The sequence below is a fragment of the Pirellulales bacterium genome (assembly GCA_033762255.1).
Taxonomy (GTDB): Bacteria; Planctomycetota; Planctomycetia; order Pirellulales; family JALHPA01; genus JANRLT01.
Map to the genome: position 1 here is coordinate 154,835 of JANRLT010000007.1, position 25,679 is coordinate 180,513.

At 55.2% G+C, this 25,679-nt stretch carries 24 protein-coding genes; 14 read left to right on the forward strand and 10 right to left on the reverse strand.

The window, feature by feature from the left end; all coding sequences use genetic code 11:
- The first annotated feature begins 675 nt into the window (after positions 1–675).
- From SFX18_01770 to SFX18_01780, 3 genes are all read left to right on the forward strand, one after another.
- Positions 676–3,513: a calcium-binding protein gene (locus SFX18_01770; GenBank protein MDX1961849.1), complete on the forward strand. Its 2,838-nt coding sequence runs from the start codon at positions 676–678 to the stop codon at positions 3,511–3,513.
- 234 nt (positions 3,514–3,747) lie between these two features.
- On the forward strand, positions 3,748–4,470 hold the full coding sequence (locus tag SFX18_01775; protein ID MDX1961850.1) for a hypothetical protein: 723 nt from the start codon (positions 3,748–3,750) through the stop codon (positions 4,468–4,470).
- A 986-nt stretch (positions 4,471–5,456) separates the two neighbouring features.
- On the forward strand, positions 5,457–5,897 hold the full coding sequence (locus SFX18_01780) for a hypothetical protein (GenBank protein ID MDX1961851.1): 441 nt from the start codon (positions 5,457–5,459) through the stop codon (positions 5,895–5,897).
- Positions 5,898–6,110: 213 nt separating this feature from the next.
- On the opposite strand, the gene SFX18_01785 is transcribed toward SFX18_01780, so the two are convergent.
- A complete protein-coding gene (locus tag SFX18_01785) occupies positions 6,111–7,058 on the reverse strand; it encodes an integrase core domain-containing protein (protein ID MDX1961852.1) in 948 nt (315 codons plus the stop codon).
- 106 nt (positions 7,059–7,164) lie between these two features.
- On the opposite strand from SFX18_01785, the gene SFX18_01790 reads away from it, so the two are divergent.
- From SFX18_01790 to SFX18_01815, 6 genes are all read left to right on the forward strand, one after another.
- Positions 7,165–7,749, forward strand: a complete 585-nt coding sequence (locus SFX18_01790) for a TetR/AcrR family transcriptional regulator (protein MDX1961853.1) — start codon at positions 7,165–7,167, stop codon at positions 7,747–7,749.
- Between the two features lie 71 nt (positions 7,750–7,820).
- Complete coding sequence (locus SFX18_01795) at positions 7,821–8,783, forward strand: alpha/beta hydrolase (GenBank protein ID MDX1961854.1); 963 nt, start codon at positions 7,821–7,823, stop codon at positions 8,781–8,783.
- A gap of 112 nt (positions 8,784–8,895) precedes the next feature.
- Complete coding sequence (locus tag SFX18_01800) at positions 8,896–9,480, forward strand: carboxymuconolactone decarboxylase family protein (protein MDX1961855.1); 585 nt, start codon at positions 8,896–8,898, stop codon at positions 9,478–9,480.
- An 83-nt stretch (positions 9,481–9,563) separates the two neighbouring features.
- Positions 9,564–10,025 carry a nuclear transport factor 2 family protein gene (locus SFX18_01805; protein MDX1961856.1) on the forward strand — a complete coding sequence of 154 codons (462 nt, stop codon included), beginning with the start codon at positions 9,564–9,566 and terminating at the stop codon, positions 10,023–10,025.
- 117 nt (positions 10,026–10,142) lie between these two features.
- Positions 10,143–10,691, forward strand: a complete 549-nt coding sequence (locus tag SFX18_01810) for a carboxymuconolactone decarboxylase family protein (GenBank protein MDX1961857.1) — start codon at positions 10,143–10,145, stop codon at positions 10,689–10,691.
- A gap of 245 nt (positions 10,692–10,936) precedes the next feature.
- Positions 10,937–11,542: a pyridoxamine 5'-phosphate oxidase family protein gene (locus SFX18_01815; GenBank protein MDX1961858.1), complete on the forward strand. Its 606-nt coding sequence runs from the start codon at positions 10,937–10,939 to the stop codon at positions 11,540–11,542.
- A 176-nt stretch (positions 11,543–11,718) separates the two neighbouring features.
- Here SFX18_01815 and SFX18_01820 read toward each other — a convergent pair whose 3' ends face one another.
- Positions 11,719–12,090 (reverse strand): helix-turn-helix domain-containing protein, encoded by a 372-nt coding sequence (locus tag SFX18_01820; protein ID MDX1961859.1) that lies wholly within the window; start codon positions 12,088–12,090, stop codon positions 11,719–11,721.
- Positions 12,091–12,211: 121 nt separating this feature from the next.
- On the opposite strand from SFX18_01820, the gene SFX18_01825 reads away from it, so the two are divergent.
- From SFX18_01825 to SFX18_01840, 4 genes are read left to right on the forward strand one after another with little or no spacing between them, the layout of a single operon-like run.
- A complete protein-coding gene (locus SFX18_01825) occupies positions 12,212–13,294 on the forward strand; it encodes an alkene reductase (GenBank protein MDX1961860.1) in 1,083 nt (360 codons plus the stop codon).
- A gap of 19 nt (positions 13,295–13,313) precedes the next feature.
- Positions 13,314–13,925, forward strand: a complete 612-nt coding sequence (locus SFX18_01830; GenBank protein MDX1961861.1) for an isochorismatase family protein — start codon at positions 13,314–13,316, stop codon at positions 13,923–13,925.
- A gap of 5 nt (positions 13,926–13,930) precedes the next feature.
- Positions 13,931–14,320, forward strand: coding sequence for a YciI family protein (locus SFX18_01835; protein MDX1961862.1), 390 nt, complete (start codon positions 13,931–13,933; stop codon positions 14,318–14,320).
- Positions 14,321–14,332: 12 nt separating this feature from the next.
- Complete coding sequence (locus tag SFX18_01840; protein MDX1961863.1) at positions 14,333–14,905, forward strand: quercetin 2,3-dioxygenase; 573 nt, start codon at positions 14,333–14,335, stop codon at positions 14,903–14,905.
- Between the two features lie 217 nt (positions 14,906–15,122).
- On the opposite strand, the gene solA is transcribed toward SFX18_01840, so the two are convergent.
- From solA to SFX18_01870, 6 genes are all read right to left on the reverse strand, one after another.
- The gene (gene solA, locus SFX18_01845; protein MDX1961864.1) at positions 15,123–16,262 is read right to left on the reverse strand and encodes an N-methyl-L-tryptophan oxidase; all 1,140 of its coding nucleotides are present in this window, start codon (positions 16,260–16,262) and stop codon (positions 15,123–15,125) included.
- Between the two features lie 21 nt (positions 16,263–16,283).
- A complete protein-coding gene (locus tag SFX18_01850; GenBank protein ID MDX1961865.1) occupies positions 16,284–16,703 on the reverse strand; it encodes a DUF2007 domain-containing protein in 420 nt (139 codons plus the stop codon).
- A gap of 64 nt (positions 16,704–16,767) precedes the next feature.
- Positions 16,768–17,931 (reverse strand): tetratricopeptide repeat protein, encoded by a 1,164-nt coding sequence (locus tag SFX18_01855; protein MDX1961866.1) that lies wholly within the window; start codon positions 17,929–17,931, stop codon positions 16,768–16,770.
- A gap of 140 nt (positions 17,932–18,071) precedes the next feature.
- The gene (locus SFX18_01860) at positions 18,072–20,420 is read right to left on the reverse strand and encodes an LpqB family beta-propeller domain-containing protein (protein MDX1961867.1); all 2,349 of its coding nucleotides are present in this window, start codon (positions 20,418–20,420) and stop codon (positions 18,072–18,074) included.
- A gap of 90 nt (positions 20,421–20,510) precedes the next feature.
- Entirely contained in the window at positions 20,511–21,539 is a 1,029-nt protein-coding gene (locus tag SFX18_01865; protein ID MDX1961868.1) for an ABC transporter ATP-binding protein, read from the reverse strand.
- A gap of 192 nt (positions 21,540–21,731) precedes the next feature.
- Positions 21,732–22,058, reverse strand: coding sequence for a hypothetical protein (locus SFX18_01870; protein MDX1961869.1), 327 nt, complete (start codon positions 22,056–22,058; stop codon positions 21,732–21,734).
- Between the two features lie 461 nt (positions 22,059–22,519).
- On the opposite strand from SFX18_01870, the gene infA reads away from it, so the two are divergent.
- Positions 22,520–22,741 carry a translation initiation factor IF-1 gene (infA, locus tag SFX18_01875; GenBank protein ID MDX1961870.1) on the forward strand — a complete coding sequence of 74 codons (222 nt, stop codon included), beginning with the start codon at positions 22,520–22,522 and terminating at the stop codon, positions 22,739–22,741.
- A 5-nt stretch (positions 22,742–22,746) separates the two neighbouring features.
- Here infA and SFX18_01880 read toward each other — a convergent pair whose 3' ends face one another.
- Both SFX18_01880 and SFX18_01885 read right to left on the reverse strand, forming a co-directional pair.
- Positions 22,747–23,550 carry a class I SAM-dependent methyltransferase gene (locus tag SFX18_01880; GenBank protein ID MDX1961871.1) on the reverse strand — a complete coding sequence of 268 codons (804 nt, stop codon included), beginning with the start codon at positions 23,548–23,550 and terminating at the stop codon, positions 22,747–22,749.
- Positions 23,551–24,079: 529 nt separating this feature from the next.
- The gene (locus SFX18_01885; protein MDX1961872.1) at positions 24,080–25,057 is read right to left on the reverse strand and encodes a hypothetical protein; all 978 of its coding nucleotides are present in this window, start codon (positions 25,055–25,057) and stop codon (positions 24,080–24,082) included.
- Between the last annotated feature and the right edge of the window lie 622 nt (positions 25,058–25,679).

Sequence of the window (25,679 nt, forward strand, 5' to 3'; positions counted from 1 at the left end):
TCAATCCGGCTATAGTGTGGGTAAGCGACAGTCGGGGTCAAATTCGCAAGATAATATTTTGCCATTCTCCACTGACCGAAAAGACCTTCACACGATCTCTTGAGAACTGTCTCAACTAGTTCCTGGCGGTGGAAATATGGGCTTACTGCCATTATTGGTGGTGCCCCAGCCCCTCTTAAGGTTAATTCTCATGGCACCGACCCACCGCAAACCCGGGTGCACCAAATAGTTATCACACAATTTAAACACACGGCAATAACATGGCATTTTTATTCTAAGACTGTTTCTTGGTATAGAATTTCCTTGCGAAACACGCGCCGAGATTCTAGATTGACAACTGTTTCCTTCAACAGGGTGCGCAGGAAACGATTCACTGTGTCAATATCACCGATGGTTCAGAAGTGATTCACGCTCGGCCAGGCGCGAATCTGCTGGATGCTTGGTCGTCCATACCAAACGTCAGCATGCGTCGATATGCTCAATGCGATCGGCAGCGAGATGACATTACCAGCACGACAGGAAACACCGATGGCAAACGCAGGGAACGACCACGGCAAAGTAGCTGACGCGGTAAATTGAACTAGAGGTCACTAGGCCGTGCAAGTCTTGAGTCACACGTGTTTACTCTAATGACAAGACCGTGGCAGGCCATCATCATCGAAAGCGATTTCCCCCATGTTAAAACTCCGCAGACTCCTGGGTAATCTCATTGCCAGTAACTTCACCCGACACCATTCCCGCAGGCGAAAAATCGGCTCCGGCCTGGAAGCGCTGGAATCGCGGCGACTACTGGCGGTCAGTGCGACGTTCTCGAATAGCGTGTTGACCGTGTTGGGCGACAATCTGCCCAACACGATTGAAGTTAGCCGCAACGTGGGGGGCGGCATACTGATCAATGGGGGCGCGGTCGGCGTCCTCGGTGGCGCGCCGACTGTGGCGAATACCGTGCTCATCCAAGTTTTGAGTCTGGGCGGCAATGATGTCGTCACGTTGAACGAAGCTAACGGCGCACTGCCCCGGGCGAATCTCTTTGGCGGCATTGGCAATGACACGCTCATCGGCGGTTCGGGCGCCGATCAGATTTTTGGCCAAGCCGGCAACGACACGCTCTTGGGGCGTGGTGGCATGGATTTCCTCTTTGGTGGCGCGGATAACGACACGCTCACCGGCGGCGACGCCGATGATCAGATTTTTGGCGAAAGCGGCGATGACCGGATGATTTGGAATCCCGGAGACGACACCGACCTGAACGAAGGGGGCGGCGGGATTGATACCGTGGAAGTGAACGGCGGCGGCGGCGCCGAAGTGTTCACAACCACGGCCAACGGAACGCGCGTGCGTTTTGACCGGACAGATCCAGCCCCATTTTCCATCGATATCGGCACAAGTGAGAATCTTGTCCTCAACGCCAATGGCGGCGACGATTCGTTCTCCGCCACGGGCAATCTCGCGGCGTTGATCAAGATCACCGTGGACGGCGGAGCGGGGAACGATACGCTGCTGGGAAGCAACGGCGCCGATGTGTTGCTCGGCGGTGACAATAATGACTTTATCGACGGCCAGCAGGGGAACGATGTGGCCTTCCTGGGAGCCGGCGACGATGTCTTTCAATGGGATCCGGGGGACGGTAGTGACACGATCGAAGGTCAAGCCGGCACCGATACGCTCCTCTTTAACGGCAGCGCGGGGAACGAAATTTTCGACGTCTCGGCCAACGGCAACCGCGTGCGCTTTACCCGCAACCTGGGCAACATCGTGATGGACGTCGATGACGTTGAGCAATTTGATGTTAACACGCTCGGCGGCACGGACACGCTCGCCGTCAACGACCTTACAGGGACCGATGCCCAAGTGGTGAACATCGATCTGGCCGGCGCGATTGGCGGCAACGCGGGCGATGCCGCGGCGGATGTCGTCATCGTCAACGGGACGAACGGCGACGATGTTGTGAACGTGTTCGGCGCAGGCACGAGTTTCGCTGTCACGGGCTTGGCGGTCCAAGTGAACGCGACCAATTCCGAAGGGGTAAACGATGCGCTCGTTATCAACTCCCTTGGCGGTAATGACGGGGTGACGGCGACCACGCTGCCCGCGGGAGTCGTCAAGCTGACGATCGACGGCGGAGCCGCGAACGACACGCTGCTGGGCAGCCAAGGAGCTGACACGTTTCTGGGCGGAACTGGCAACGATTTCGTCTTTGGCGACAATGGCAACGATGTGGCCTTTTTGGGGGACGGGAACGACGTGTTCCAATGGGATCCGGGTGATGGCAACGATACGATCGAGGGCCAGGCCGATAACGACACCATGCTGTTCTTTGGTAGCAATGCCAGCGAGAACATCAATATTGTAGCCAACGGCAGCCGAGTGTTGTTCCTACGCGACGTTGCCAACGTGACGATGGACCTGAACGAGACCGAGGTAATCGAATTCCGGGCGCTCGGCGGGACGGACAACATGATCGTCGGTGACCTGACCGGGACGGCCGTGACTGTTATCAACTTTGACCTGCGCGGACCGAACGGCGGCGGGGACGGAGCGGTAGACACCGTGACAGTGAACGGCACTAATGGCGCCGATGTGTTCGGCGCGTTTGGGGATTCGGGCGGGGTGTCGGTATTCGGACTGCAAGCCCGGGTGAATGTATTCCAGATCGACGGGGCGAGCGATAAGCTCACCTTAAACGGCCAAGGGGGTGACGACGTGATCGACGCCTCTGCACTGGAGGCCACCGGATTAGCGCTGACCATGAACGGCGGTCTGGGGGCCGACCTCTTCCTTGGCAGCGAGGGGAACGACTTTATCAACGGCGGCGACGGTAACGACACCGCCCTGATGGGAGCTGGCGACGACACGTTCGTGTGGAACCCCGGCGACGACAACGACACCCTCGAAGGGCAGGCTGGAAACGACACAATGTTATTTAATGGAGCGAACGTAGCCGAGGCCATCACGATCTCCGCCAATGGCGGACGCGTCACGTTCTTTCGCAACATTGCCAATGTCCTCATGGACCTCAACGATGTCGAGTCTATTGACTTTAACGCTCTGGGCGGAGCCGATTCGATCACGGTCAACGACCTCTCCGGCACCGATGTGACCGAGGTAAATCTCAATTTGGCAGGCACCCTGGGCGGTAATGCAGGCGATGGGGCGGCGGATAATGTCATCGTCAACGGCACCAGCGGCGACGATGTGGCCGTGATCATCGGAGACACTGGCAACGTATCGGTCTTGGGGCTTGCGGCTCAGGTTAATATCACGACCGCTGAAGTGGCCAACGATCGCTTGACGGTCAACACCCTGGCGGGGGACGACGTGATAGAAGCCTCGGGCTTGGCGGCGAGCGGTATTCTGTTGACCGCTGACGGCGGAATCGATGACGATATTCTTGTCGGCGGAGACGGCAACGATACGCTTCTTGGCGGCGATGGCGATGACGTCCTCATCGGCGGACCGGGGGTGGATGTCCTCGATGGTGGTGCGGGCAGTAATATAGTTCTTCAAAGTTGATTTGCGAATTGCCGTCATCGCCATCGCCGCCATTAAAAATTGAAAAATGTCCCGAATACCGTTGTATTTCAGGGAATTACATGTCCTTGCCGTGCGGTTGTTGTGCAACCATAATGACCAAGAGGATGTACGGTACGTTGACAGCTTGGCCTAACGAACATTTCCGACACTACAAATACGCTTTTATTAACACGAATTCCCCCGCTAATGACTTTACACCGACAGAGTACAATCATGAACACTTCCTGTTTTCCCGCTTTACGTTCGGCAATTCAAACTCTGCCGAGCAGGCTTTTCATTTTAGTGGCGACTCTCTGTTGCTGGGGGATCCTCTCCCCCGCGGTTAATGCCGCAACTTTCCAGGATCTCTTGAACGGCGGCAGCCTTGACGATGGCAATCTGCGCTTCAGCGATTGGCAATTGACGGCGGTCGCCTTGACCAATGGCAGTCCGCCGGACTTTGCCTTGATCACGGTCGATCCGCTCGCGAACGATCCACTAAACCCAGGACTGCGGTTCACGGCCAATGGACAGTTGGCCTTGGCCGGTGTCAACACGCTCGACCTGCTCTTCTCGTTTCGGGTCTCCTCGCTCGATGGCGGCGTGGTGATCGGAGGTGAAACGCTGGAGTTGACAGGGTTTGGGGTTAATAATGGTCTGGGCTTTATCACGACCGAATTCACCGACCCGGCGGCAAGTTCTTTGGCCACGTCACTGGTCATGGTCGATGACCAGACTCCGTTCTTGCAACTTTCCGACACGATGTCCTTCGCGCCACAATCCCAGGTAGTCGCGAATGTAAATGTGTTTACCGCGGGGCTGTCGTCAACCAGCACGACCTCGCTCGATTCGTTCACGCTACGGTTTGAGCAAATCCCCGAGCCATCCGCGGTAATAATCGCTTCCTGCGCGATTCCCTTCGCCGCCTTGCCGCTGCTGCGCCGCCGCACTGGTTAAGGTAAAGTTGGTACCATCAAATTTTTCTAGGCGGCTCAGCCGCAAACAGCATTTTTTTGGATTTAATATCACGTAACCGAATTTCCCGCCGTGATTCAGCACGGTCCTGCCAGCGGGGTAGCACGGGTTGGCGTAGCCTACCGGTGTCGCGCAGCGACTAGAGGGAGTTGAACGGGTAATGAACTTTGATTAAGGTTCAACCTGCGATCTATTTTCTCTTGCGGTTGGGGCAGAACAGTGGCACCGTTGAAGTTTCCCATTTCAGCAAGTCTTGGCCCTGCTCTTGCCGGTTCCAGTTCCTTGCACCAGACTTCGCCATTATGAAAAAGCCGAAGTGTGCCACTGGCATTTTGCCAGTGCTTGCCACAGGGTATGCAATCTCTAACAACTAAGAGATTCTTGATCGTTACCTTATCGAAGTCCCGTCAGTCTCAAATCATCAAGCTCCCGTCTCGGCACTGGTGTTCCACCAGTGGCACCCGACTGTTTTACAAAATGGCCAAGTTGTTTGATTGTTCCTAGGGTGCAAGGAAATGGCTGTCAGCAAGAACAGGGCATGGCTATAATGAAATAAATCGCATTCGTCAGTGCCAACCTGCCGCGACGCCAAGACCGACTGCGGTGCCAAGGCCAGTGGCGGCGCCACTAAGAACTGGCCCTACGCTTCCTAACACTACTAAAGGATGGAAAGTTGGCGATCCAATCAACAATCTCACGGCAAAAGGTAATGTTCCGTCGTGGGATGCCGTCAGACAACGTTTTTGGAAGAACGAGGCGCACTTTAATCCTAGTAATTACAGTGCGGAGAACGTAGCTCGAATGCAGAAAGGTTTGGCACCGCAATATTTCAACCCGCGCACTGGAGGCTGGGAAAGTATGGAACTGCATCACACTCCTCCCCAATGTGAGGGAGGCTTATTTGATTTCGTTCCGGTAACACCAGACCAACATCGTGCACTGGACCCATTTCGACGATAGGAAAAACCATGGCTGTATTCGAAAGATTTTTCAAACAATCAAATGGATGTCCAGTTGACTATGACGGACAAGTTGTCAATCTGTTTGATCGATTGCAAGTAAATGACGGACAAGAGATCAAGGTGATCTTCGAAAGTGTTCATAGCAATTGGCGACAAGGTATTCACCTTAGCACAGACGGAACGTTTGAGGTAAACAAACAAACGGCTGCGGAGATTGTGCTTTGGCAGGACACGTCTCCCCGTGAGGTAGTTCTTAAAGTTCACTCTCAAAAAGGTGAATGTTTGGTAATGAACATATGGGATACTGGTAATGGACTCCTACAGAGAGGTCACAACGGTGCAGCCATGATTGTTGAGGAACTACCGAACGGCCGACGGTATCAATGTAATGATGGATTTGCAGACGATGACTTTGATGACATCGTGTTTCGACTTGAGCGAGTGTGAAATGTCAAGAGATATACCTCTCGCCCTGTGCCAAAAATAGTCGCGTGACTTTTGCAACAAAAATGGTTAGTGAAAACTGAAGTTCCTGTGACGAAGATTGCAACAAAACGACAGCAACCAGCACTAAAAGAACCATCCGGGAATGGATTTTCATCCATTGCGCGTACCGGTAGCGCGGTTATATGGCTGAAAAGAGACCATGCTCAAGAGATTCTACGCCGCGCGGCGGCTGTAACTTTTCAACAGCCCACCGAGTCGTTGCCGGCACCGAACTTCGGCCAGCGGCACGATCTGGTTTTCGATGGGGACTTGTATGGTCTTCGGCCGACCGGGTTGCTTGGCGCGAATCAGAAGCTCATTCTCGATCCCGATTCCCTGGTGCGGCCGCTCATCGTGGTAATGAGCCAGGTACTCGCGGCACACATGATCCATGTGCTGCGTCCCAAAAACCAAGAACCGGTCCAGACATTCCTGTTCGATGGATTGAATGAACCGCTCTACAAAGGCATTGGTGTTGGGAGAGCGGTAGGAATTCTTGATGGTTTTCACACGGCTCCTTTTCAGTTGCGCGTCGAACGATTTGGTGAACTTACAGTCGCGATCGCGCTGCACGTACTTGATCGGCAGCCCCTTGTCGCGCGCCTGCTTAACAAACGATTCGGCCTGGGCGACAACCCAAGTTTCATCGGGGTGCAAAGTCGCCGGCGACAGGATGACTTGGCGCGTTTTCACGTGCAAAAACGCCAGCACGAACACATCCCGAATCCCCCGCGCTGTCAGAATGCGCTTGGAGAAAAAGTCGCATTGCCACAGCGACGAGGCGTGTTGTTTGAGGAACTCATCCCACGTTCCCTCGCCCCGTTTCGGTCCCGGCTCCAGGCCGGCGTCTTTCAAGATGCGTTTGACCGTATTCCGCGAGATCGAGTGGATACCGAGTTTCTTAAGTTCCCCCAGAATACGGGTGTAGCCCCATTGGTTTTCTTTCGCCAGTTTCAGGATCAGACGGCGGATTTGTTCCGGGGTCCGGCGTCGGCCACGGTTGACAGGCGACTTTTTTCCACCCCTCTTTTCCGCCCGAATCCAGTCCAACAGGGTGCTCGGGACCACAATGGACGTGAGCTGCCGCAGCACCTTTCCGCCCAGTTTCTGCGCAAACCGCACCAGTCGGTGCTTTTCCCGGGGGGAGATCGTGATGCGGGGTGGACTTTTTTAGAAAATTTTTTCACTCCCCCTTGACGATATACAGACTGTTCTGTATATTTAAGGCATGAGCAAGACAACTAACAAACCTGAAGTTCGCCAGCGGATTGTGGAAACCGCCGAAAGGCTGTTTTACGCCGAAGGTGTCCGGGGCGTGGGGATCGACCGCATCATTGCCGCCGCGGAAGTGGCGAAAATGTCGCTCTACAACCACTTTCCGTCCAAGGACGACCTGATTCTGGCTGTCCTGCAGTACCGGGAGCAAAAGTTTGACGCCATGTTCCAGAATTGGCAGGAACGGCACTTGGCGGCGGGACTGGACCGATTGGACGCTTTTTTTGCGGCCTTAAAGGAATGGTTCGAAAGCCCCGGCTTTCGCGGTTGCATGTTCATTAACGCCCGCGTGGAACTGGCTGACGCCCAGCATGCAGGCTCACAGTTTGCCGCCTGCCACAAAGACCGGTTCCATAACATGTTAAAGCAAACCGTGGCCCTGGTCGCGGGAGAAAAACTGGCGGAAACCATGGCTCCGGCCATTGCCTTGCTGGTAGAGGGGGCAATTGTAACCGCCGTGATACAGCAATCATCCAAACCGGCAGATACGGCCAGGGAAGCAGCCGTGACTTTGTTAGCCCAGGCCCAGAGAAACTAACCAAAGTTTTTTACATTTCAATAAACAGACCTGTCTGTTTATATTTTAACCCTTTCCCCGGAGACTGAATCATGAACCTGCTCAGAAAGTATCCCCTTCCCCTGGTTGTCGCCGTTTTCGTGTCGTGGGGCTTATCCGCCCAGGCCAAAGAACCGCAGGCACCGACTGCGCAAGTATTTCACCGCACGGTGAAGATCGACGGCCTGGATATCTTTTATCGCGAGGCTGGTCCCAAAGACGCACCCACCATCCTGTTGCTGCATGGATTCCCGACGTCGTCGCACATGTTTCGCAACCTCATTCCCGCCTTGGCAGACAAGTACCATGTCATCGCCCCGGACTACCCCGGTTTTGGCTACAGTTCGGCCCCATCTGTGGATGAGTTCGATTACACCTTTGACAATTTGGCCAGCGTGATCGAGAAATTCACCGAGCAGGTTGGCCTGAAAAAGTATTCGCTCTATCTGATGGATTACGGCGCTCCGGTCGGCTTTCGTCTGGCCGTGAAGCACCCGGAGCGCGTGCAAGCCCTGATCGTGCAAAATGGCAATGCCTATGACGAAGGGATCGACAACGATTTTTGGAAACCAATCAAGGCGTATTGGAAAGATCGTAGCAAGGCCAAAGGGGACGGACTGCGCTCGCTTTTGACGCTCGAAGCCACCAAGTGGCAGTACACCACCGGTGTCCGCGACGTGGAAACGATCAGTCCAGACACTTGGAGGCATGTCCAACCACTTTTGGATCGCCCCGGTAATCAAGAGATTCAGTTGGCGCTGTTCCACAGCTACGGCAGCAATCCCCCCTTGTATCCGAAATGGCAGGAATACCTGCGCAAGCACCAACCGCCGACACTGATTGTCTGGGGAAAGAACGACCAAATTTTTCCCGCCGCCGGTGCGCATCCTTACCAACGAGATCTAAAGAACTTGGAATTCCACCTGCTCGACACAGGACATTTTGCCCTCGAAGAAGATGGCGAACAGATTTCCCGGTTGATGCACGAGTTTCTGGGCAAGCAATTGAACAAATAACCCGCTTCCTTCTTTGCAAGCGAATCATACAGACCTGTCTGTCCCTTAACGCGGTGTCGGGCACATTGCCCGACACCACCAACCCCCGTGTCCTATCCATTGGAGAAAAATCATGCAACGCCTCAATTCCGTCAACCCGCAACTCGCCCAAGGCCGCACAAAGGAACTGCTTGATACCGTGCAGCAAGCCTTTGGAATGATTCCCAACACCGCCCTCGTGATGGCCAATTCCCCCGCGGTCCTCGATAGTTTTCTTGCCTTTAGCACGGCCATGGGTCAAGCCAAGCTGGGCGCTAAACTGCACAACCAAGTGAAGCTTACGACCAGCGAAACGAATTCCTGCGATTACTGCACGTCGATCCTCAGCGCCGTGGCTCCTTCGGCGGGTCTATCCGCCGCCGACATTTTGGCGGGTCGCACCGGCAATTCCGCGGACCAGCGCACCAAGGGGGCGCTGGCGTTCGCCCATAACGTGCTGGAAAGCCGGGGCAAGGTCAGTGATCTGCAACTCGCCGCCGTCCGCCAGGCTGGGTACGACGATGCTGAAATCGTGGAGATCGTGGCCAGTGTGGTGTTGGGCTGCTTGACGAACTTCCTGAATAACGTGGCCGACACGGAACTTGACATACCCAGGGCCGAACCGGTCGCTGCCCATTCGACGACGACCTGCGGCACTGCCGCTTGTTCGACGCATTAAGCTTGTCACGAATTGACCGGGGAACTGGAATGCCCCAGTCCCCGGCAATTCCTCCTGTTTATATCCAGATTAAGGAGCCTGACATGACCATTATCCGCCCACCCTTCACGTTGGAAACCGCAACCGCCAAGGTCCGCGTCGCCGAAGATGCGTGGAACACCCGTGACCCGCATAAAGTGGCTCTGGCTTATTCCGAAAACTCGGAATGGCGAAATCGGGATCAGTTCCTACGTGGCCGGGATCAAATTCGAGAGTTTCTGACCCATAAATGGGAGCGGGAACTCGATTACCGCCTTACCAAGTCGCTGTGGAGCTACACAGACAACCGCATCGCCGTTCGCTTTCAGTACGAGTACCACAATGCGACTGGCCAATGGTTTCGGGCCTATGGCAACGAACTGTGGGAATTTGACGACGATGGGTTGATGCAGCGTCGCGAGGCGAGCATTAACGACGTGCCGATCAAAATCATCGATCGGAAGTTTATGTGGCCAGCCCCGGGACCGCGGCCCGCCGCTGACGCGGGAATCCCCTTGGTCAAGTGAGTTGCAAGAATAGCAAAATCCGTTCCAGTTCCTGTTGCATACCCTATTTCAGTGATCAGGTTGAATTTTCCGCCTTGTCACTCCATTACCACTTTTTCGCTTGAGGAGAACAGTACCATGTCCACGTCCCATCTATTTTCCGTCCCCGCCCGCGCTGATGTTTCCGAGTCAAATCGCGCGATCTTTGACAAGCTTCAAAGCGGATTGGGAATGGTTCCCAATCTGTACGCGACATTCGCCCATAGTCCGACGGCACTTGGCGATTACCTTGCGCTCCAAAACCGGAAGTCGTCGCTCAGCGGCAAAGAGCGCGAAGTGATCAATCTGGTTGTCAGCCAGGTCAACGCCTGCGAATACTGCCTGGCGGCCCATACGATCCTAGGAAAAAAGGCGGGGTTCACCGACGCGCAAGTGTTGGAAATTCGCCGGGGAGTTGTGACTTTTGACGCGCGCCTGCAAACCCTGGCGGCGTTTGTCAAAGAGGTTGCCGAGCAACGCGGCAAACCTGCTGAATCACAGACCAGGGCCTTGCTCGAGGCGGGTTATACCCGGGAGAACGTCATCGACATTATTATCACTATTGGAGACAAAGTGATCACGAACTATTTGCACGGCGTGACGCGGGTTCCCGTCGATTTTCCGCCGGCACCTCCCCTTTCGCGCTAGTGCTGTGTCAACAATTAGTTTTAGCTGTACCAGAGGTCGCTAGTCCGCGGTGGGAGTACAATGAACCGTGAGCTAGCGCCTAGCGGCTGATTTGCGCAACTCGAATTTATAACTATGAGTCACACTCGCTTTGACCCTCGCGATTTTTTTGCCGTAAGACGATCCGGGGGGTGATGGCGGAACGACGAATCTTTACCGGGATTTTTCCGCTCCGCCCCCCTGTATTTTTTCCTAGGATTTTCGTCATGTATGATTATTCCAGCGATGTTGCGTTTACCCCCGCGGTAAAAGCCATTCAAACCGAAAAAGGCTCCCGCGCAAGCTATGCCCGGATGGAACAGGGAGGGAGCTGGCAGACCACCGTGACCCCGGAACTGAAAGCTTTCCTCTCGGAATTGGATATGTTTTATCTGGGAACGGCGAACGCCGAAGGGCAACCCTATATCCAGTATCGGGGGGGTTCGCCCGGCTTTCTCAAGCCAGTGGATGAGCGTACCTTGGGCTTTGCCGATTTCGGCGGCAATCGCCAGTACATCACGTTGGGAAATTTGCGCGACAATCCCCGGGCGTTTATTTTTTTGATGGATTACGCCCAGAGCCGCCGCATCAAGCTTTGGGGCCAGGCCCGCGTGGTGGAAAACGATCCGGCGCTGTTGGAGCGCCTGCGCGATCCTTTGTATCCCGGCAAGGTCGAGCGGGCGATCCTGTTTGAGATTGAGGCTTGGGACGTGAACTGTCCCCAGCACATTCACAAGCGATTTTCACAAAAGCAAGTAGCGCCGGTAATTGAGCAACTGCAAGAGAGAATCGCGGAACTAGAAGCCGAAGTGCAGCGGCTCCGGAAATCTTAGTGCAGCCAATTCCCTTGAATACGAGCAATAGAAACTTAAGCCTGAAGCGGGGCGACGGAATACATAGTAAGAATAAAGATATTCTTTCTTTGAATAACCAGTCAAACATGGAACGTTATCAACTGCACAAAATGCACGTTAGCGATTGACTAATAGGACTTCGGTTAGAAATGGGTCTACTCCTTGGCACTATCCTTTTTTCGCATGAGTCTCAATTCACGCTGATGCTTCACTGCCCAGTCCGCTAAGGCAGTCACCGGTTGCAAAATGCTTTTTCCAAGCGCCGTCAAACGGTATTCCGTCCTTGGCGGCACGACGGGGTAAACTTTACGGGAGACGAGACCAGCTTGTTCCAGTCTCCTTAATGTTTGCGTCAACATCTTCTTACTGACACCTGGGATCTGTCGTTGGAGATCGCTATACCGTTTCACATCCTCGCCAATTACAAACAAAACGCTGCTCGTCCAGCGATCTCCCACTAAATCGAACATTTGCCTTAGTGGACAGTTTTCATCGAGAATGCACAATGGTACATGGACTTTATCCATTTCTGGTCTCCATTAAGTGCCTATGGCACCAAAAAGTTCCTAATTGACACGTTTCTGACCATAACCTAATTTGGCCAGATTGAGAAGACTGTAGTCTGACCAAAGTTTAAAGGAGTCAGTTGTGAGCAATCTTTTGACCCCTTGCCGTCTTGGCATTATCGAACTTCCCAATCGCATGGTGATGTCGCCGATGACTCGGAGCCGATCCGGGGAGCAGGGGATTCCCACAGAACTCAACGCCACGTATTATCGGCAACGGGCTTCGGCAGGTCTCATCGTGGCTGAGGGAACTCAGGTTTCCCCGCAAGGTATCGGTTACCCTTTAACGCCGGGGATTTACTCCCAGGAGCAAGTCGCTGGCTGGAAGCTTGTTACCAAAGCCGTCCATGATGCTGGCGGAAGAATCTTCCTCCAACTTTGGCACTGCGGAAGGGTCTCGCATTCATTCTTTCACAATGGCAAACTGCCGGTTGCTCCCTCGCCAATTGCAATTAATGGAAAGACGCTTCAGTTCCGAGGCGATGGGGGTGTGCCATTCGAGGTCCCACGTCCGCTGGAGATTTCCGAGATTCCTGACGTTGTGGATCAGTACCGACAAGGGGCGAAAAATGCCAAGGAGGCCGGATTCGACGGCGTGGAGATTCACGGAGCATTCGGTTATTTGCCCGATCAGTTTCTTCAAGATGGTACGAACCGGCGTCAGGACGAATACGGCGGCTCGGTCGAGAATCGGGCAAGGTTTTTGCTGGAAGTAACCGCTGCCGCGGTGGAAGTCTGGGGAGCGGATCGCGTGGGAGTCAAGTTATCTCCGTCGAACACCTACAACGAAATGCGAGACAGCGACCCCGTGGGAACTTTCACGCATGCCGTGTCAGCCTTGAGCAAAATGGGTATCGGTTATGTTCACATCATGGAAGCGAGTGCCTCCGACCTCCGGCATGGCGGTAAGGCTATTCCAGTCAGTGTATTCCGCCCGTACTTTGAAGGCACGTTAATTGTCAATCAGGACTACGATCAGGCCAAGGCCGAGGCCGTGCTGGCCCGTGGCGATGCCGACCTCGTTTCCTTTGCACGGTTGTTTCTTGCCAACCCTGATCTGCCAAATCGATTCGCAAAGAGAGCAGCCCTAAATACCCCCGATCCCACGACGTTTTACGGGGGTGATGAAAAGGGCTACACTGATTATCCATTCCTAGATTCGTAACCTTTGCGGGAACCGTATCATGTCTCGACTTGATCCGACATTTTCTTCCTCCAGTGCGGCGTTGCTGCTCATCGATCATCAAGTGGGCACAATGCAACTGATTAAGAACCTGCCTCTTGATTTGGTCCGGCGCAACACACTGGCATTAGCCAAGACAGCGAAAATCCTGGGAATGCCAATCATTCTCACTAGCTCGCAGGAAGACAATGTGCAGGGCTCGCTTATGCCGGAACTACAAACGATGCTGCAAGTTGAATTTGAGCAGCGTGTCCGGCGTGCGGGAACCGTCAACGCATGGAATGACCCAAAATTCGTCGCTGCGGTGCGAAGCACGAATCGACAACATCTAATTATGGCTGGGGTCACGACTGATGTCTGCTTGGTTTTTCCAGCTATTAGTGCCGTACGAGAAGGATTTTTTGTTCAGGCCGTGATGGATGCCTCGGGATCACCATTCGATTTGTCGGAAGAAATGTCTCGACGTCGAATGGAGCGTGAAGGCGTCGTGCTAACGGCAACAAACACGCTCATTGCCGAACTTGCTCAAGACTGGAGCCGACCCGAAGGCGAGCAACTTTTGGGAATTCTGTTCGGCGATCTTTTGCCAAGTATCCAACCAAAGTTAAGGTGACGTTTATGCGTGAAAACAAGTCCGCTATCGATGCTTTAAGAGCCAGCGAGGGGCGGCTCCGGAAGTTTTTTTACGTCGTTACCTCCAAGGCAAAAGGAGGATTCGCTCCGATTAAGGAAAATATCCAAGCTCACTTAGAATACCTGGGAACACTGGAGGCCAATGGAACACTTTTCATGGCGGGTCCGCTTTTTAACGAAGACCCGGATTCATGGTCTGGAGACGGCCTGTTGATCTATAATGTTTCATCTCTCATAGAAGCAACCCGAATCGCCGAAAATGACCCACTTCATCGATCAGGTGCTAGAACATTCTCAATCAGTCCTTGGCTCTTGAATGATGGATGCATGAATTTTGTATTTCGATTATCCGATCAAAAACTTTCGGTTGAATAAGGAGCAGTCTTCATGGGTGACCGTCGCACGTTCTTGACGAACACCGCAAGCGGAATTGTTACCGCATCTATCTTGCCTCAGTTTGCCCTTGCTCAGGGTGCAGATAAGCCAAACTCAGGCATACCCAAAATCGTCAGCAAGGGAGATGGTACTCAGGTTTGGGCGATGGGTGTTCTTGTCACTGTCATGGTCACGGCTGCGGATACAGGTGGCGCCTATTCCGTTTTTGAGGATTTTATTCCACCGGGAGCAGGTCCCGTTCCCCATACGCATACAAAAGAAGACGAGACTATCTTCGTTCTCGAAGGCAAATTAAGGGCATGGCTGGGTGGAAAGCAGTACGACGTAAAGATTGGTGATTTCGTCCACATGCCACGGGGCGTGCAGCACTACTTCAAAAATGTGTCAGATGAACCAACACGGATGCTGCTAACCTACACGCCCGGTGGATTCGAGCAATGGTTTCTCGACATTGGTAAGGCCGCCACGCCCGATTCGAAGGTCGCCCCTGTGATCACACCGGATGACATTACTAAGGCTGTGGCTCAAGCTAAAAAGTATGGCGTGCAATTTACAATGCCCTAATAAATTGCCTAAGCCGCTCTATGGATGGAAACAGTTCCTAGACAAGCGCGAGTCATTCCCGGCAATCTCCCGGCAGGTCCGACCAGAAGTGGATGACTAGCAAGTGACAGGCTTAAAAAATCTTGTTCCAGTCTTTATAAAGGCAACAGTTGCTTAAAGGTGGAGTCTACCGCAATCCCAAGAGGAGAATGCCACCATGATCGATACCGACCGCGACTCACCTCTCCCCGGCAAAGCGATTCATGGCGAACATGCCAATGGGGAGCGCGGTTTTGCCCGTTAACGCCAGATCGGCCAGGATTTCTCCCACCACGCTGGCAAACTTGAACCCATGACCGGAAAATCCCGCCGCCAGCACCACCTGCGGCCACTGGGGATGCCGGTCGATCACAAAATGCCGATCCGGCGTCAGCGTGTACAGGCAGACCGCGCTCTCATACGGTTGCGCGGCCAGGTGCGGCAAATACCGCGCAAAAAACGCCTGGGCGGGACTAGCCTCCACCGGGTCAATCGCGCGGTCCACGTATTCCGGCCCGGGCAGTTCCCGCGCTCCATAGTGCCGGGCCACCTTAAGCCCGCGCTGGTCCACATGGGGAAAGCCATAAAACGCGCCAGCGGGGGTTTCGACCATGTAGCATGGAAAATGATCCGCTGTCCACATCCCCCCCGGCGGCGGGCTAAACCAATGCGAAAGCTGCCGCATCACCGTTAGCGGCAGACCCAACCCCGCCAACAAATGTCCGGCCCAGGCCCCGGCGGTAATGATCAGCCGGGCGGCGTGATACTCTCCGTGGATCGTGCGGACGGAGACATCCGTTTGGCCCGCCCGCCAGGAAATAACGGCTTCATTCTCTAGCAGCGCCGCGCCCCGCGCGGAGGCCAATCGCAGATACGCGCGCACGCATTCCTCCACCAGCAAATATCCGGCCGCGGGTTCAAATAGGCCCACGTGTTCCTGGGGAATGGTAAATTGCGGCCAGCGCTGTTGAATTTGCCCGGCGGTGTAGGGATCGACTCGCAACTGATGCTCTGCGGCGGAACGCTGAATCCCCTGGATCAATTCGCCCGTCGGATGGCCAATGCTTAGCAGTCCGCATGGAAAAAGCAGTTGTTGCCCGCCGTGGTCGGCCAGTTCGGCCCACCTTTCGTAGGCCCGCAGCAACAATGGGACATAGTCGGGATGCTCATAATAGGCCTGCCGGATGATGCGGGTGTGGCCGTGGGAACTCCCCAGATGATGCCCTAACGGAAATTGCTCGCACACGAGCACGCGTTCTCCCCGCGCGGCCAGTTCGGCGGCGGCGGCGGAGCCCATACCTCCTCCGCCAATCACAATCGTGTCAAAAACCTGGGCCATGTCAGTCCGCGCTAAAGTAGGTTAATCTCGTTCTAGATCGGGGGAATCATCTGGCAGCACGGTGGTATTGTCACAATGCGGGCACAACCACTGCTCGGGAGGCATATCCGGTGGAAAAGAGGCGATTTCGCCGCATTGATCACACAGCACATCCACCCAGGCGGAATCATCCAGGGCGTTGGGGCCGGGGGTGGAGTTTTGGGCTGTGGCCTCAAATTCGCGCAGGAGTTGTCGGGCGCGGGGGGCGTCGGCCGCGTCGACCAGCACCTTGGGTCGATAGAGTTGGGTGGCGACGCCAGGCCCCCAGATGGTTTGATAGATATTGGTGACATCCTCGATGGCGAATGCGTTGATCCCCTCGCTTTCGAGAAATTGCTTGAGCATGCGGGCCTGAATGTTATTTAAGGCCCGATAGACCACGACGGGTTTCTCGAGGGACATGGGTATTTTTCCTGGCGGATAACCAAGATTCCCGCAAAAGGGACCTTGGAGTTCGTGTGTGATGCTACTTTCGATACGCCCGGCGCTCTTGAAACAATTTTAACCGCGCTTGCAGGTCGGCCTGTTCGCGCGCGGGGGCCGCGGCGATGGCGGCCGTTTGGGTTTTGATCGCCGCGGCAAAGTCGCCATTCGCCGCCTGACACGTGGCCAAGGTATCCAAAAACGCATGATTCCGATAAGCGTCCCAGTCGCACGCGGCCTGCGCTAGCTTCAGCGCATTGGACGGATCATAAAATTTTGCCTCGGGGCTGGTCGCCTTGATCCAGGCCAGGCTGTTTCTCGCCGCGGCGGACAATGGATTCAGCTGCAACACTTTTTCAAAGTCGGCCATGGCCGCCGCCGTTTCGCCCCGCGCATCGGCGATCCAGCCCCGGATCAAATAGGCCAAATCATAACCCGGATCGGACTCCACCGCGCTGGCCGCGGACTTGGCCGCGTCATCGTATTTTTGGAGGGAGTAATACGCCCAGGCCCGCAAGGTCAGCGCCGGGGCGGATTGGGGGTTGGCCGCCAAGAGGTCCGCGCAATCGGCCAGGGCTTCGTCCGGTTTATGGGCCTCGATGCGCGCTTCCGCGCGGGCCAGCAGCGACTCCGCGGGGGGCGGCGTCGCATCCACGATCGCCCGGGTAAAGTCCTCTCCCGCGCGGTCAAACTTGCCCTGTTTATGATAGACCAGGCCCCGCAGGTGCAGCAGCTTGCCCGCGGGCTGTTGTTGCTCCGCCGCTGTCGCAATTTGCTGTGACAACTGCTCCACCGCGGTCTCTAACAAGAGCACATCCTGCGCTCTTAAGACTCCGCCGCGCGTCTGCAAGTATAATGTGCCGTCCACCAGGCGCTCGTCATGGACCTGAAGCACCGTGCCGATGGTTAAGGGATATTTTTTTTCTCCCCCTTGGCCATACGCTGGAGTCAGCGTGGTGTGCAGGATCACCAACTTGCCCAAGTATCCCTGGTTGGGCTTTGGCAACGATTTATCCCCCGCCGCTGGCTGCGCGGGGGCGGGAGGAATGGTAATAGCGGCGGAAGGGGATGGCGCGGAGGGGCCCGGCTTGTCGTTATCTTGCGCCCCGCAGGGCGCTGCTATTGCCCACCATAATCCCGCGCAGGCTGCGGATGCCCCCAACATTCTGGCAACACCGCCGCGTTTTTCTCCTTGTCGATTTGGCATGGTTATTTATCTTGAATTTGTAAAAAATTTGATACGCTTTCATTGACGCCACCAATCATGCTAGCGCGCATCTTACCGGGGATCAAGGCGACCACAGGGACCAACAAGATCCCTTTACCTAAATTAGGGACAATTCCCAGTTAAAAATCACGCACATGGATAAACCAACAGCCCAGGCCCAGCATGCATGCCAAAAAAACCGCGTGCGAGATTAAAGGCTCCCAAATTTGGGTCAGTTCGCGCGTGGCGCGCAGCCCGCCGGTCAATTGACCCCGTAAGGATGTCTGCTGATCGGTTAGCAAATAATTGACCAGCGCATCGGCCGAGCCGGGCTTGGGCAAAAACGCATACAACGGCCGGAGCAGATATAAATCCAATAACTCTAGCCAATGCGCGTCGTTCTGAACCACGGTGGAGGACGTCCATTTTGGCACTTGATAGCGCGTCGCCCGGTGCCAGGCGTCCACCACCCATAATTGCCCCGCGGCATCCCAACTGGCGGCCGAGATGTCCCCCTGCCCGGACACGGGGGCCCTGGTCCAGCGGTCCGCCGCCACCTCGTATATCCACAAACTGCGATCGTGCAATACCGCTGTCACCCGCTGGCCATCCGGCGCGGCCTCTAAAAATCGCACCGGCACGCCCGCCACCGGCGTCTGGGTAGAGACCCGCTGCAACGTCGGCAGGTCGCAGCGCACCACTTGCCCATCGTCCAAGGCAATTAACACCGTCTTATCCGCCAAGGCGACCAAACCCTGTTCATGACCGGAAAATGCCTGCTGCCTCGTTTCCACATACCGCCCCTCGTTCAGGCCACTGGTGGCCAGTTCAAATACCTGCAATCGTCCCCGCTGAAATACGGCCCAGATGGTCCCTGTCGGGTTACTTGCCGCAGAGATTGGGGCAACCCAGGTTTGCGTGGGCGTGAGCAACGTAAATTCCGCAGCGGGAGTCCCCTGGGCAAAATTGGGAAGGGTGATTTCCACACCGAGGATTTTTGCCCCGCGTTTTTCGGGAGTGGCCACCGTGGCAAAATTACCCGGATGCCGCCAGAGGCCGTTCATTCCGACCACCAGTAGGTTGCCTTCGGCATCCTGGCCCAAGTGGCACGCTCCGGCGGGTGCGGGGGGGCCTTCGTGGCGGCGAAACTGGTCTTCGGGCCCGCCATAGATTAGCGGCGTTCCCCCCCCCACCCAACTATTCCAGCGACGGGCGGTCCGCTGCGCCAGGATCAAGCGCTGGGTGGCGGTGTGATAGAGCGGTCCCGCCTCGACCGCGCTTCCGCCTCCGGCGCGCAGGCGGCGAGGGTTGTCAGGCAAGAGGATTTCATCCCAATGCCGGTTTTCGACATTCCAGCGAAAGACCTGCCCGGATTCCGCTAGCGAAAATAATTCCCCTGGCTCGCTGGCGGAGGATTCACCCCAGACGGCGGTCACTTGCACTAAGCGGGTGGGATCCAACAGCGCCCCTTCGATGACGCTCTTTTTAACAAAGGCCAGGAGCGCGCAGACCCCCCATAGGCAAATGGTGATCGTCACCGCCACGATCGCGTTTCGGGACCACAGTCCGATCAGCGCGGAGACCGAATAAAACACCATGAACCAAAATAAAAAGACCGGCACGCACAAGGGGAGCGTCCACATCCACACTCCGTGCCGCAGCCCCACCAGCACAAACAACCCCCCTAACAAAAACAGGGTATTCAACAGCACAAACATGCACCCGCCGACAAATTTGGTCAGGTACAGGCCGACGCGCACTATTGGCTTGCTCAGGAGTAAATCGACCGCGCCGGGTTCAAAGGTCTGGGGAATGAGGGCCGAGGTGACGATCAGGCCCGCGAACAAGCCGAGAAATCCTAGAAAGAAGCTACTGATGATGCCAGCGGCGGTTTTGATCAGATAATCCCGCCGGAGCAGCGGCAAGCCCCCCGTGGGAATCTCTAATCCGTAGTAATTGATAAAGAGTTCCCGTTCGCGGCTGGGAGCCAGTTCGCGGGGAAAGGCCGCTTCTAATAGCAGCCGATTCAACCGCGCTAGCTCCACCGCGTTTAGATGCTCCGCCCCTTCACGCAACAAATCCATCGCCTCCGCATCCAGGCGCTCTTGCGGCCACGCGCGTTGCTGATCTAACTGCCGCGCTTGCAACAGTCGATTGAGAATTCCCTGCACCGGATCGACAAATCGCTCGGCCGGCGCATTCGTCGCCAGCAAATCCGCCAAACGCGCCCGGGCATCCTCGTCCAATGCTCGCCATATCACCCCCGCGGGGGTGTTCTCTCCCCGTTTGCCAGCGGTCTGCCAGGACTTGGCCAGTCCCAGCGGATCATATAAATCGCTGGGTGCAAAATACGCTCCGGCCCGTTCCTCCAGCCCAAAACCCGCCAAGCCAGCCAGCACCACCGCGGTAATCAAGAGCAAGATCCACAGCACGCGCGAGGCGAGCGCTTCGCGAAAGGAATCTTTCAAAATGGCCAAATAAGGACGCATAAAACCGGAATGTCGATGTTGTAAAAGATCGGCAGCGCCCCCAACCAGGGGTATGCCGCCCCGCGTGAAGCGGCTGGCTGAGTGGGGGGATTATGTTTTTTCCAGCGCGGCCAAAAACGTGCTTTCCAGGGTCTGGCGGTGTCGTGTTAGCTCGACCACGCTGACATTTGCCGCGCGTAAGGCGTCGATGATCTGATCTAAACCGGCCTGGGGCAGATCCGGCAAGTTCACCGTCAATTGTTCGGAGGAATGAGAAATAATTGTGGAGGCAAGGGGGGCCGGTGGCGTGGATTCGGCTGAATTTGTCTCGCTGGATGAGCGGGGCACGTCGGAGCCAAGCTGGTCCATGGCTTTTCCGTGTCCCAGTTCAACCAGGATGTGCTGTACGGCCGCCACGTTACCGCGCATGGTTAACCGTAATTGGGAATGCGCGGTCAACTCCGCTAGTCTTCCTTGGCGGACGACTTCCCCTTTGTTCATGATCGCGACTTGATCGCAGACCAATTCCATCTCTTGCAAATGATGACTATTGAGAAAGATCGTTTTACCCGCTTGCTTTAACCGCAGCAGCACATCCCGCAATTCCGCCCGGCCCACGGGATCCACGCCATCGGTCGGTTCGTCCAAGATGACTAGTTCGGGATCATGAAGAATCGCCTGTGCCAGGCCCAAGCGTTGTTGCATCCCTTTGCTAAATTGTCTGACGGGCGTATCGGCCCAGCGGCCCAGGCCGACCAAATCCAGTAGCGCGGGCTGGCGTTCTTTGACTTGTCGGGGGGAGAGTCCGCTTAGCCCGCCATAGTATTCGAGTGCGGTCGCGGCGGTATGGTGGCGGGGAATGCGGTTATTTTCCGGCAAGTAGCCAATCCGCCGCCGCGCGGCCAACGACCCGGCGGGTAGGGCCAAGATTTCGGCTTGGCCAGCGGTCTTGCGCACAATGCCCAAGAGCACCTTGATCAGGGTGGTTTTTCCCGCGCCATTGGGCCCCAGGAGGCCAAAAATTTCGCCCCGGGAAACGGACAAGGTCACGCCGCCCAACGCCGGGACGAGACGGGGTTTCCACCAGCCGGACACAAAGGTCTTTGTCAGTCGCGAGACGGAAATGACGGAGGAACGCATAACGGATGGGGAAAGGTTGATCATTGTTGATTACCAACACAGGTATAATGTCATTTTAGTGCTCCACTGTCTGATGCGGGAAAACAAAACAGACTTCGTAGTAATTTTTTGCCACGAATTAGCGCTGATCTGCGCTTATCAGGACAGTAGGCTTCGTGAACTGCCAATTTGTGAACTTTCCGCCAGAAAAATTTATTCCCTGCCGGATTTGCGTAGTTGATCCAGCAATTCCTGGCGGCGGTGATGGATGTCGTGCAATTTGCGGTTGAGCCGCGCGGTCCGTTGCCAGCCAATCGGCAGGGCCAAGACGATCCCCCCGATCGCGAAGGTGCCAGCCACTTGCCACCACGGACTTTGCCGCAACGGTGCAAAACCGGGTATCAAAAAATAGACCGTCATGCCCAATAAAAATCCGCCGATGGCCGCCGACACGCACCAGAGGAACAAAATGACGGTCACCATGAGCCAGCGGCGCGGCCGGTCGGACGTCACTTGCGGAGATTCGTACGGATTTTGCATGGCTTTTGGGCACGAATTAACAATAAATTGTCTTTAACCCCCGGCACAGCAGAGCCAGGGCCCTTTGTTCAATGTACGGGTCGGCCCCGCTTTGGCAAACACCCACCCGGTTTTTGATGGTTTTCGCATTCGCCGCGACTCTGCAAAACGTCTTTTGCCCCGATGAACTTCGCTTCCCGGGAGCGCTTTGACACCGCTGGACGTTTGCCCGTTAAGTGTTATAATGCAAGGACTTGAGGCGGGAGCATTGCATACTTGTCGGGTAGTTATCAGGGCCGCTGGCGCTATTCACTGTTGTCACTGTCGTACTTAACAGTTGCCAGCGGCGTTGTTTTTTTGGCCAGCGAAATTGGTAACTGCCGCTGGTCAATGTATTTTGCCCCCACCAAGTACCCAAACTTGGCTAGCCCCGAGTTCGTTGATATTTAACCCTGCTTTATTGGGAATTGCCCGCGGAGCTTATGGCGGAAAAAGAAGAAGCCCTCGAACTCGAAGGGGTTGTTTTACAAGCCCTGGCCAACACCAGCTTTCATGTGCAGCTGGATGGGGGGCATATTGTCACGGCCTATGTCGCGGGCCGGATGCGTAAAAATTTTATTCGGATCGTGCCGGGGGATAAGGTCAAAGTCGCTCTCTCGCCGTATGATTTGACCAAAGGGCGGATCGTCTTTCGCGAACGCTAAATTCTCTACATTCCCATTTTCCGCCGGCGCAGGACTAGCACTGCGTCATTTAAGCGGTTATCCAGCGGCAACGGCGAGTCCAGTTCGTACCAATAGTCGTACGTCGCCACATGTTCCCACTCGGGGACCTTGGCTAAAAGCTGCCTTAGCTGCGCGACGGTATAGAGCCGCAAGTCAAATTCGTCTCGATAACGCTCGCTCGTTTCCACCCCCGCGCGTGTGCGGCGTTTTATCAACATGCTGATACGCAGTCGCTCGGTGCGCAACTTGCGGCTGGCGGCAACCACCCGCAGTGTGGTCGTGACCCGCGTCCCCCGCGCGGTTTCACTCCAGCGCTCGGTGCAGTCCAGACTGGCGTCCGGCGGCAACAGGTGCAAGCCCAGCGTGTAGATTCCCCCCGGAGCCACCGCCGCCGCCATGCACCGCAAGTGGGCGAGCGCCGTTTGCTCCGATAACAAATGCCGAAAACTATCCAAGAGGCAATATGCGGCATCGACCGGCCGGGATAGTGAAAAATCCGCCATATCTCCGGCATTGATGCTCCCCCGCAAGCCGTGGCGGCGCAAACGGTCAGCTGAGTAGGCGACCATTTCGGGCTGTCGGTCAAAACCGCGCAGGCGATACCCCCGCGCGGCCAGTTCCGTCAGCAGCCGCCCCGTGCCGCACGCCGGTTCCAGGACCGTCCGCACCGGACGCTGGGCGTATCGCTTCCATGCCAATGGCAAAAACTCCGCCTCCAGCGCGGTCTCCCCTTGCATGGCGATGTCATAATACCGCGGCAGGGCATACCAAGAAGTCGATTGCGGCATGGAGTTGCTGGGGGAGGGAGAGAAGAGAGCTATGATAATTGTGCACGAAGAGATTTTATCACGGAGTAACGGAGTCGACACGGAGCCTCACGGAGAAGATTGTTGGTTTTACTCCGCTCGCACCACTGCTTGGTTCAAGGTATTTTAACAAAAGTTAACGAAGGTAACTAAGATAGACTCTGATGGCTGCTATTCTGAAATTTCAAATCTCGGAATTCAGATATTGAACACGAGGGAGCAGAGATTTCAATTCCTGTATTTCTCTGCTCTCTCCGCTACCTCCTGTTCAAAGAATAGAATTTTACAAAAGTTAACGAAGGTAACGAAGAGTGAGTTTGTGGGATGGCAAACTGATTTATTTTATCACCAATTTCAAATCTCGGAATTCAGATTTTGAACAAGAGGGAGCAGAGGAAGCAGAGGGATTTTTAGCACGGAGACGCCGAGATAACACAAAGTCTCACGGGGTAATTCGTTTGTAACGCTCCGCGCATTCCCCTGCCGCCTGTTCAACTGAAATGCACTGATATTACTGTTTTACCGTGGATTTGGTCCGTAGCAACCTTGGAAAAACGATCGCAATAAGGAACAGCAACCCCAGCCAGAGATGCGGAGCGGGTTCGGGAATAAATTCCACGCCGGTGAACGAGCCGGGGAGGAAGGGCTCATTGATACGTCCGGGTAAGCTATTTGAAAAAGAGCCATCTTGGCTGTAATTTGCTCCTCCCGCAGGAGAAGGCGCTTGGGAATTAGCACGATTCCGATGATAGGAGAATGGCGTAAATTTAGTCGTTCCACCGGGGGCAACTGCGTTGAGCGTGATTGTAAAGTGGCCAATCAGAACTTCCCAGGCATTGGGACGGACTACCGATGCTTGCGAGATTCCGTCATTGAGTGTTGTTCCTGGAAAAAATGGCTGAGTAAATCTCCAGTTGTAGGAACGTGTCACCCCTGATTGTGTACTCGGAGGGACTGGTGGGATTATTCCTCCTTGAAAGTAATTTGCTAAATTAGGATTTGTGATACTCGCATTGCCACCCGCATTAATATAGCGCTCATCCGCCCCCCAATCTAAAATGCCATCGGTTACGTAAACCACTTCCGCCAAATTGGAATTAGGCGGTAGGACACCATTCATATCACGCTGTAAGTCCCCGGCTGTATCCCTGTTTGTCGCGAAGCTCAAATTCGGCGTCGGCAATTCCGGACTTCCCGGCAAGCTGCGCGCGGTGACACCGCTATTGGTCCCCGGCACAACCGACCCGCCGCCGGTGTTCTCGCTATAGATATTCACCAAGCCGCCAGTAATCGAATCATTTTCATAGGTGTCATCCCCCCGGTCGATCACCGCGTATAGTTTGACAATGTAGCTGCCGACCTGGGCTGGTTTGACACGGGTCCCATCCTCAAACCGCAGATCATAGGTCATGGCCCCCCCGGCAAAGCCCGGCGCAGAAAGCGCAATCACCCAGAGCATCCCCGCCAACCCCAATTTTTGCCAACGCATGAGCGGCCCCTTTTTACTGTTTGTTGTGGCAATGTTGTGGAAGTTCTTAGTTTCCGCAGGTGATATTGTCTTTGATCCTGTGGATGTTTGCAATCGAATGGCAACAACGAAGAGTGGGCTAATCGAAAACTAATACTAACCGCAAGTAATCATAGCGCGGTTTTTTAACCCAGTTTACCAAGAGATTCCGCAACTCCGTTGGAGTAGGATTTCTTTGGTTTTGCCCTTTTTCCCAGGGTTGTTCGCTGCGCTCCAACCCGTGGGCTATGTTCCAGAACCGCGTTGCGGTAAATGGGTACCGCGAAGCGGTTACGGAACTCAGCCCTGGATTGCCGCGCAGCGGCTATCCAGGGAATACCGCAAGCCAAAAAATTCTACCGCAACGCGGTTGCGTCACCTAGTTTTAACCCATGAATGCTGGGTACCTTCACAAATTGCTAGCCGCACTACATTTAACTAGAAAGCGTATAGTAACGGCGGTCAAGGGTTTTGGGGGCTGCGGTGCCTATCATCCGTGAAAATCCGTGCCCATCCGTGGCTATAAAGAATTTCATGTGTCAGTTAGGGGAATTCTTGCGAATTCCGCTACGCCGTGAATCCCGGAATTCTAGCGAATTACGCT

Bases quoted from the DNA above. Each gene is read 5' to 3' on its own strand.
- SFX18_01865 (MDX1961868.1), bottom strand. From the start codon at position 21,539: ATGCGTTCCTCCGTCATTTCCGTCTCGCGACTGACAAAGACCTTTGTG.
- SFX18_01795 (MDX1961854.1), top strand. From the start codon at position 7,821: ATGAACCTGCTCAGAAAGTATCCCCTTCCCCTGGTTGTCGCCGTTTTC.
- SFX18_01885 (MDX1961872.1), bottom strand. From the start codon at position 25,057: ATGCGTTGGCAAAAATTGGGGTTGGCGGGGATGCTCTGGGTGATTGCG.
- SFX18_01880 (MDX1961871.1), bottom strand. From the start codon at position 23,550: ATGCCGCAATCGACTTCTTGGTATGCCCTGCCGCGGTATTATGACATC.
- SFX18_01770 (MDX1961849.1), top strand. From the start codon at position 676: ATGTTAAAACTCCGCAGACTCCTGGGTAATCTCATTGCCAGTAACTTC.
- SFX18_01835 (MDX1961862.1), top strand. From the start codon at position 13,931: ATGCGTGAAAACAAGTCCGCTATCGATGCTTTAAGAGCCAGCGAGGGG.
- SFX18_01790 (MDX1961853.1), top strand. From the start codon at position 7,165: ATGAGCAAGACAACTAACAAACCTGAAGTTCGCCAGCGGATTGTGGAA.
- solA (MDX1961864.1), bottom strand. From the start codon at position 16,262: ATGGCCCAGGTTTTTGACACGATTGTGATTGGCGGAGGAGGTATGGGC.
- SFX18_01780 (MDX1961851.1), top strand. From the start codon at position 5,457: ATGGCTGTATTCGAAAGATTTTTCAAACAATCAAATGGATGTCCAGTT.
- SFX18_01810 (MDX1961857.1), top strand. From the start codon at position 10,143: ATGTCCACGTCCCATCTATTTTCCGTCCCCGCCCGCGCTGATGTTTCC.
- SFX18_01870 (MDX1961869.1), bottom strand. From the start codon at position 22,058: ATGCAAAATCCGTACGAATCTCCGCAAGTGACGTCCGACCGGCCGCGC.
- infA (MDX1961870.1), top strand. From the start codon at position 22,520: ATGGCGGAAAAAGAAGAAGCCCTCGAACTCGAAGGGGTTGTTTTACAA.
- SFX18_01830 (MDX1961861.1), top strand. From the start codon at position 13,314: ATGTCTCGACTTGATCCGACATTTTCTTCCTCCAGTGCGGCGTTGCTG.
- SFX18_01805 (MDX1961856.1), top strand. From the start codon at position 9,564: ATGACCATTATCCGCCCACCCTTCACGTTGGAAACCGCAACCGCCAAG.
- SFX18_01860 (MDX1961867.1), bottom strand. From the start codon at position 20,420: ATGCGTCCTTATTTGGCCATTTTGAAAGATTCCTTTCGCGAAGCGCTC.
- SFX18_01855 (MDX1961866.1), bottom strand. From the start codon at position 17,931: ATGCCAAATCGACAAGGAGAAAAACGCGGCGGTGTTGCCAGAATGTTG.
- SFX18_01800 (MDX1961855.1), top strand. From the start codon at position 8,896: ATGCAACGCCTCAATTCCGTCAACCCGCAACTCGCCCAAGGCCGCACA.
- SFX18_01840 (MDX1961863.1), top strand. From the start codon at position 14,333: ATGGGTGACCGTCGCACGTTCTTGACGAACACCGCAAGCGGAATTGTT.
- SFX18_01815 (MDX1961858.1), top strand. From the start codon at position 10,937: ATGTATGATTATTCCAGCGATGTTGCGTTTACCCCCGCGGTAAAAGCC.
- SFX18_01775 (MDX1961850.1), top strand. From the start codon at position 3,748: ATGAACACTTCCTGTTTTCCCGCTTTACGTTCGGCAATTCAAACTCTG.
- SFX18_01820 (MDX1961859.1), bottom strand. From the start codon at position 12,090: ATGGATAAAGTCCATGTACCATTGTGCATTCTCGATGAAAACTGTCCA.
- SFX18_01850 (MDX1961865.1), bottom strand. From the start codon at position 16,703: ATGTCCCTCGAGAAACCCGTCGTGGTCTATCGGGCCTTAAATAACATT.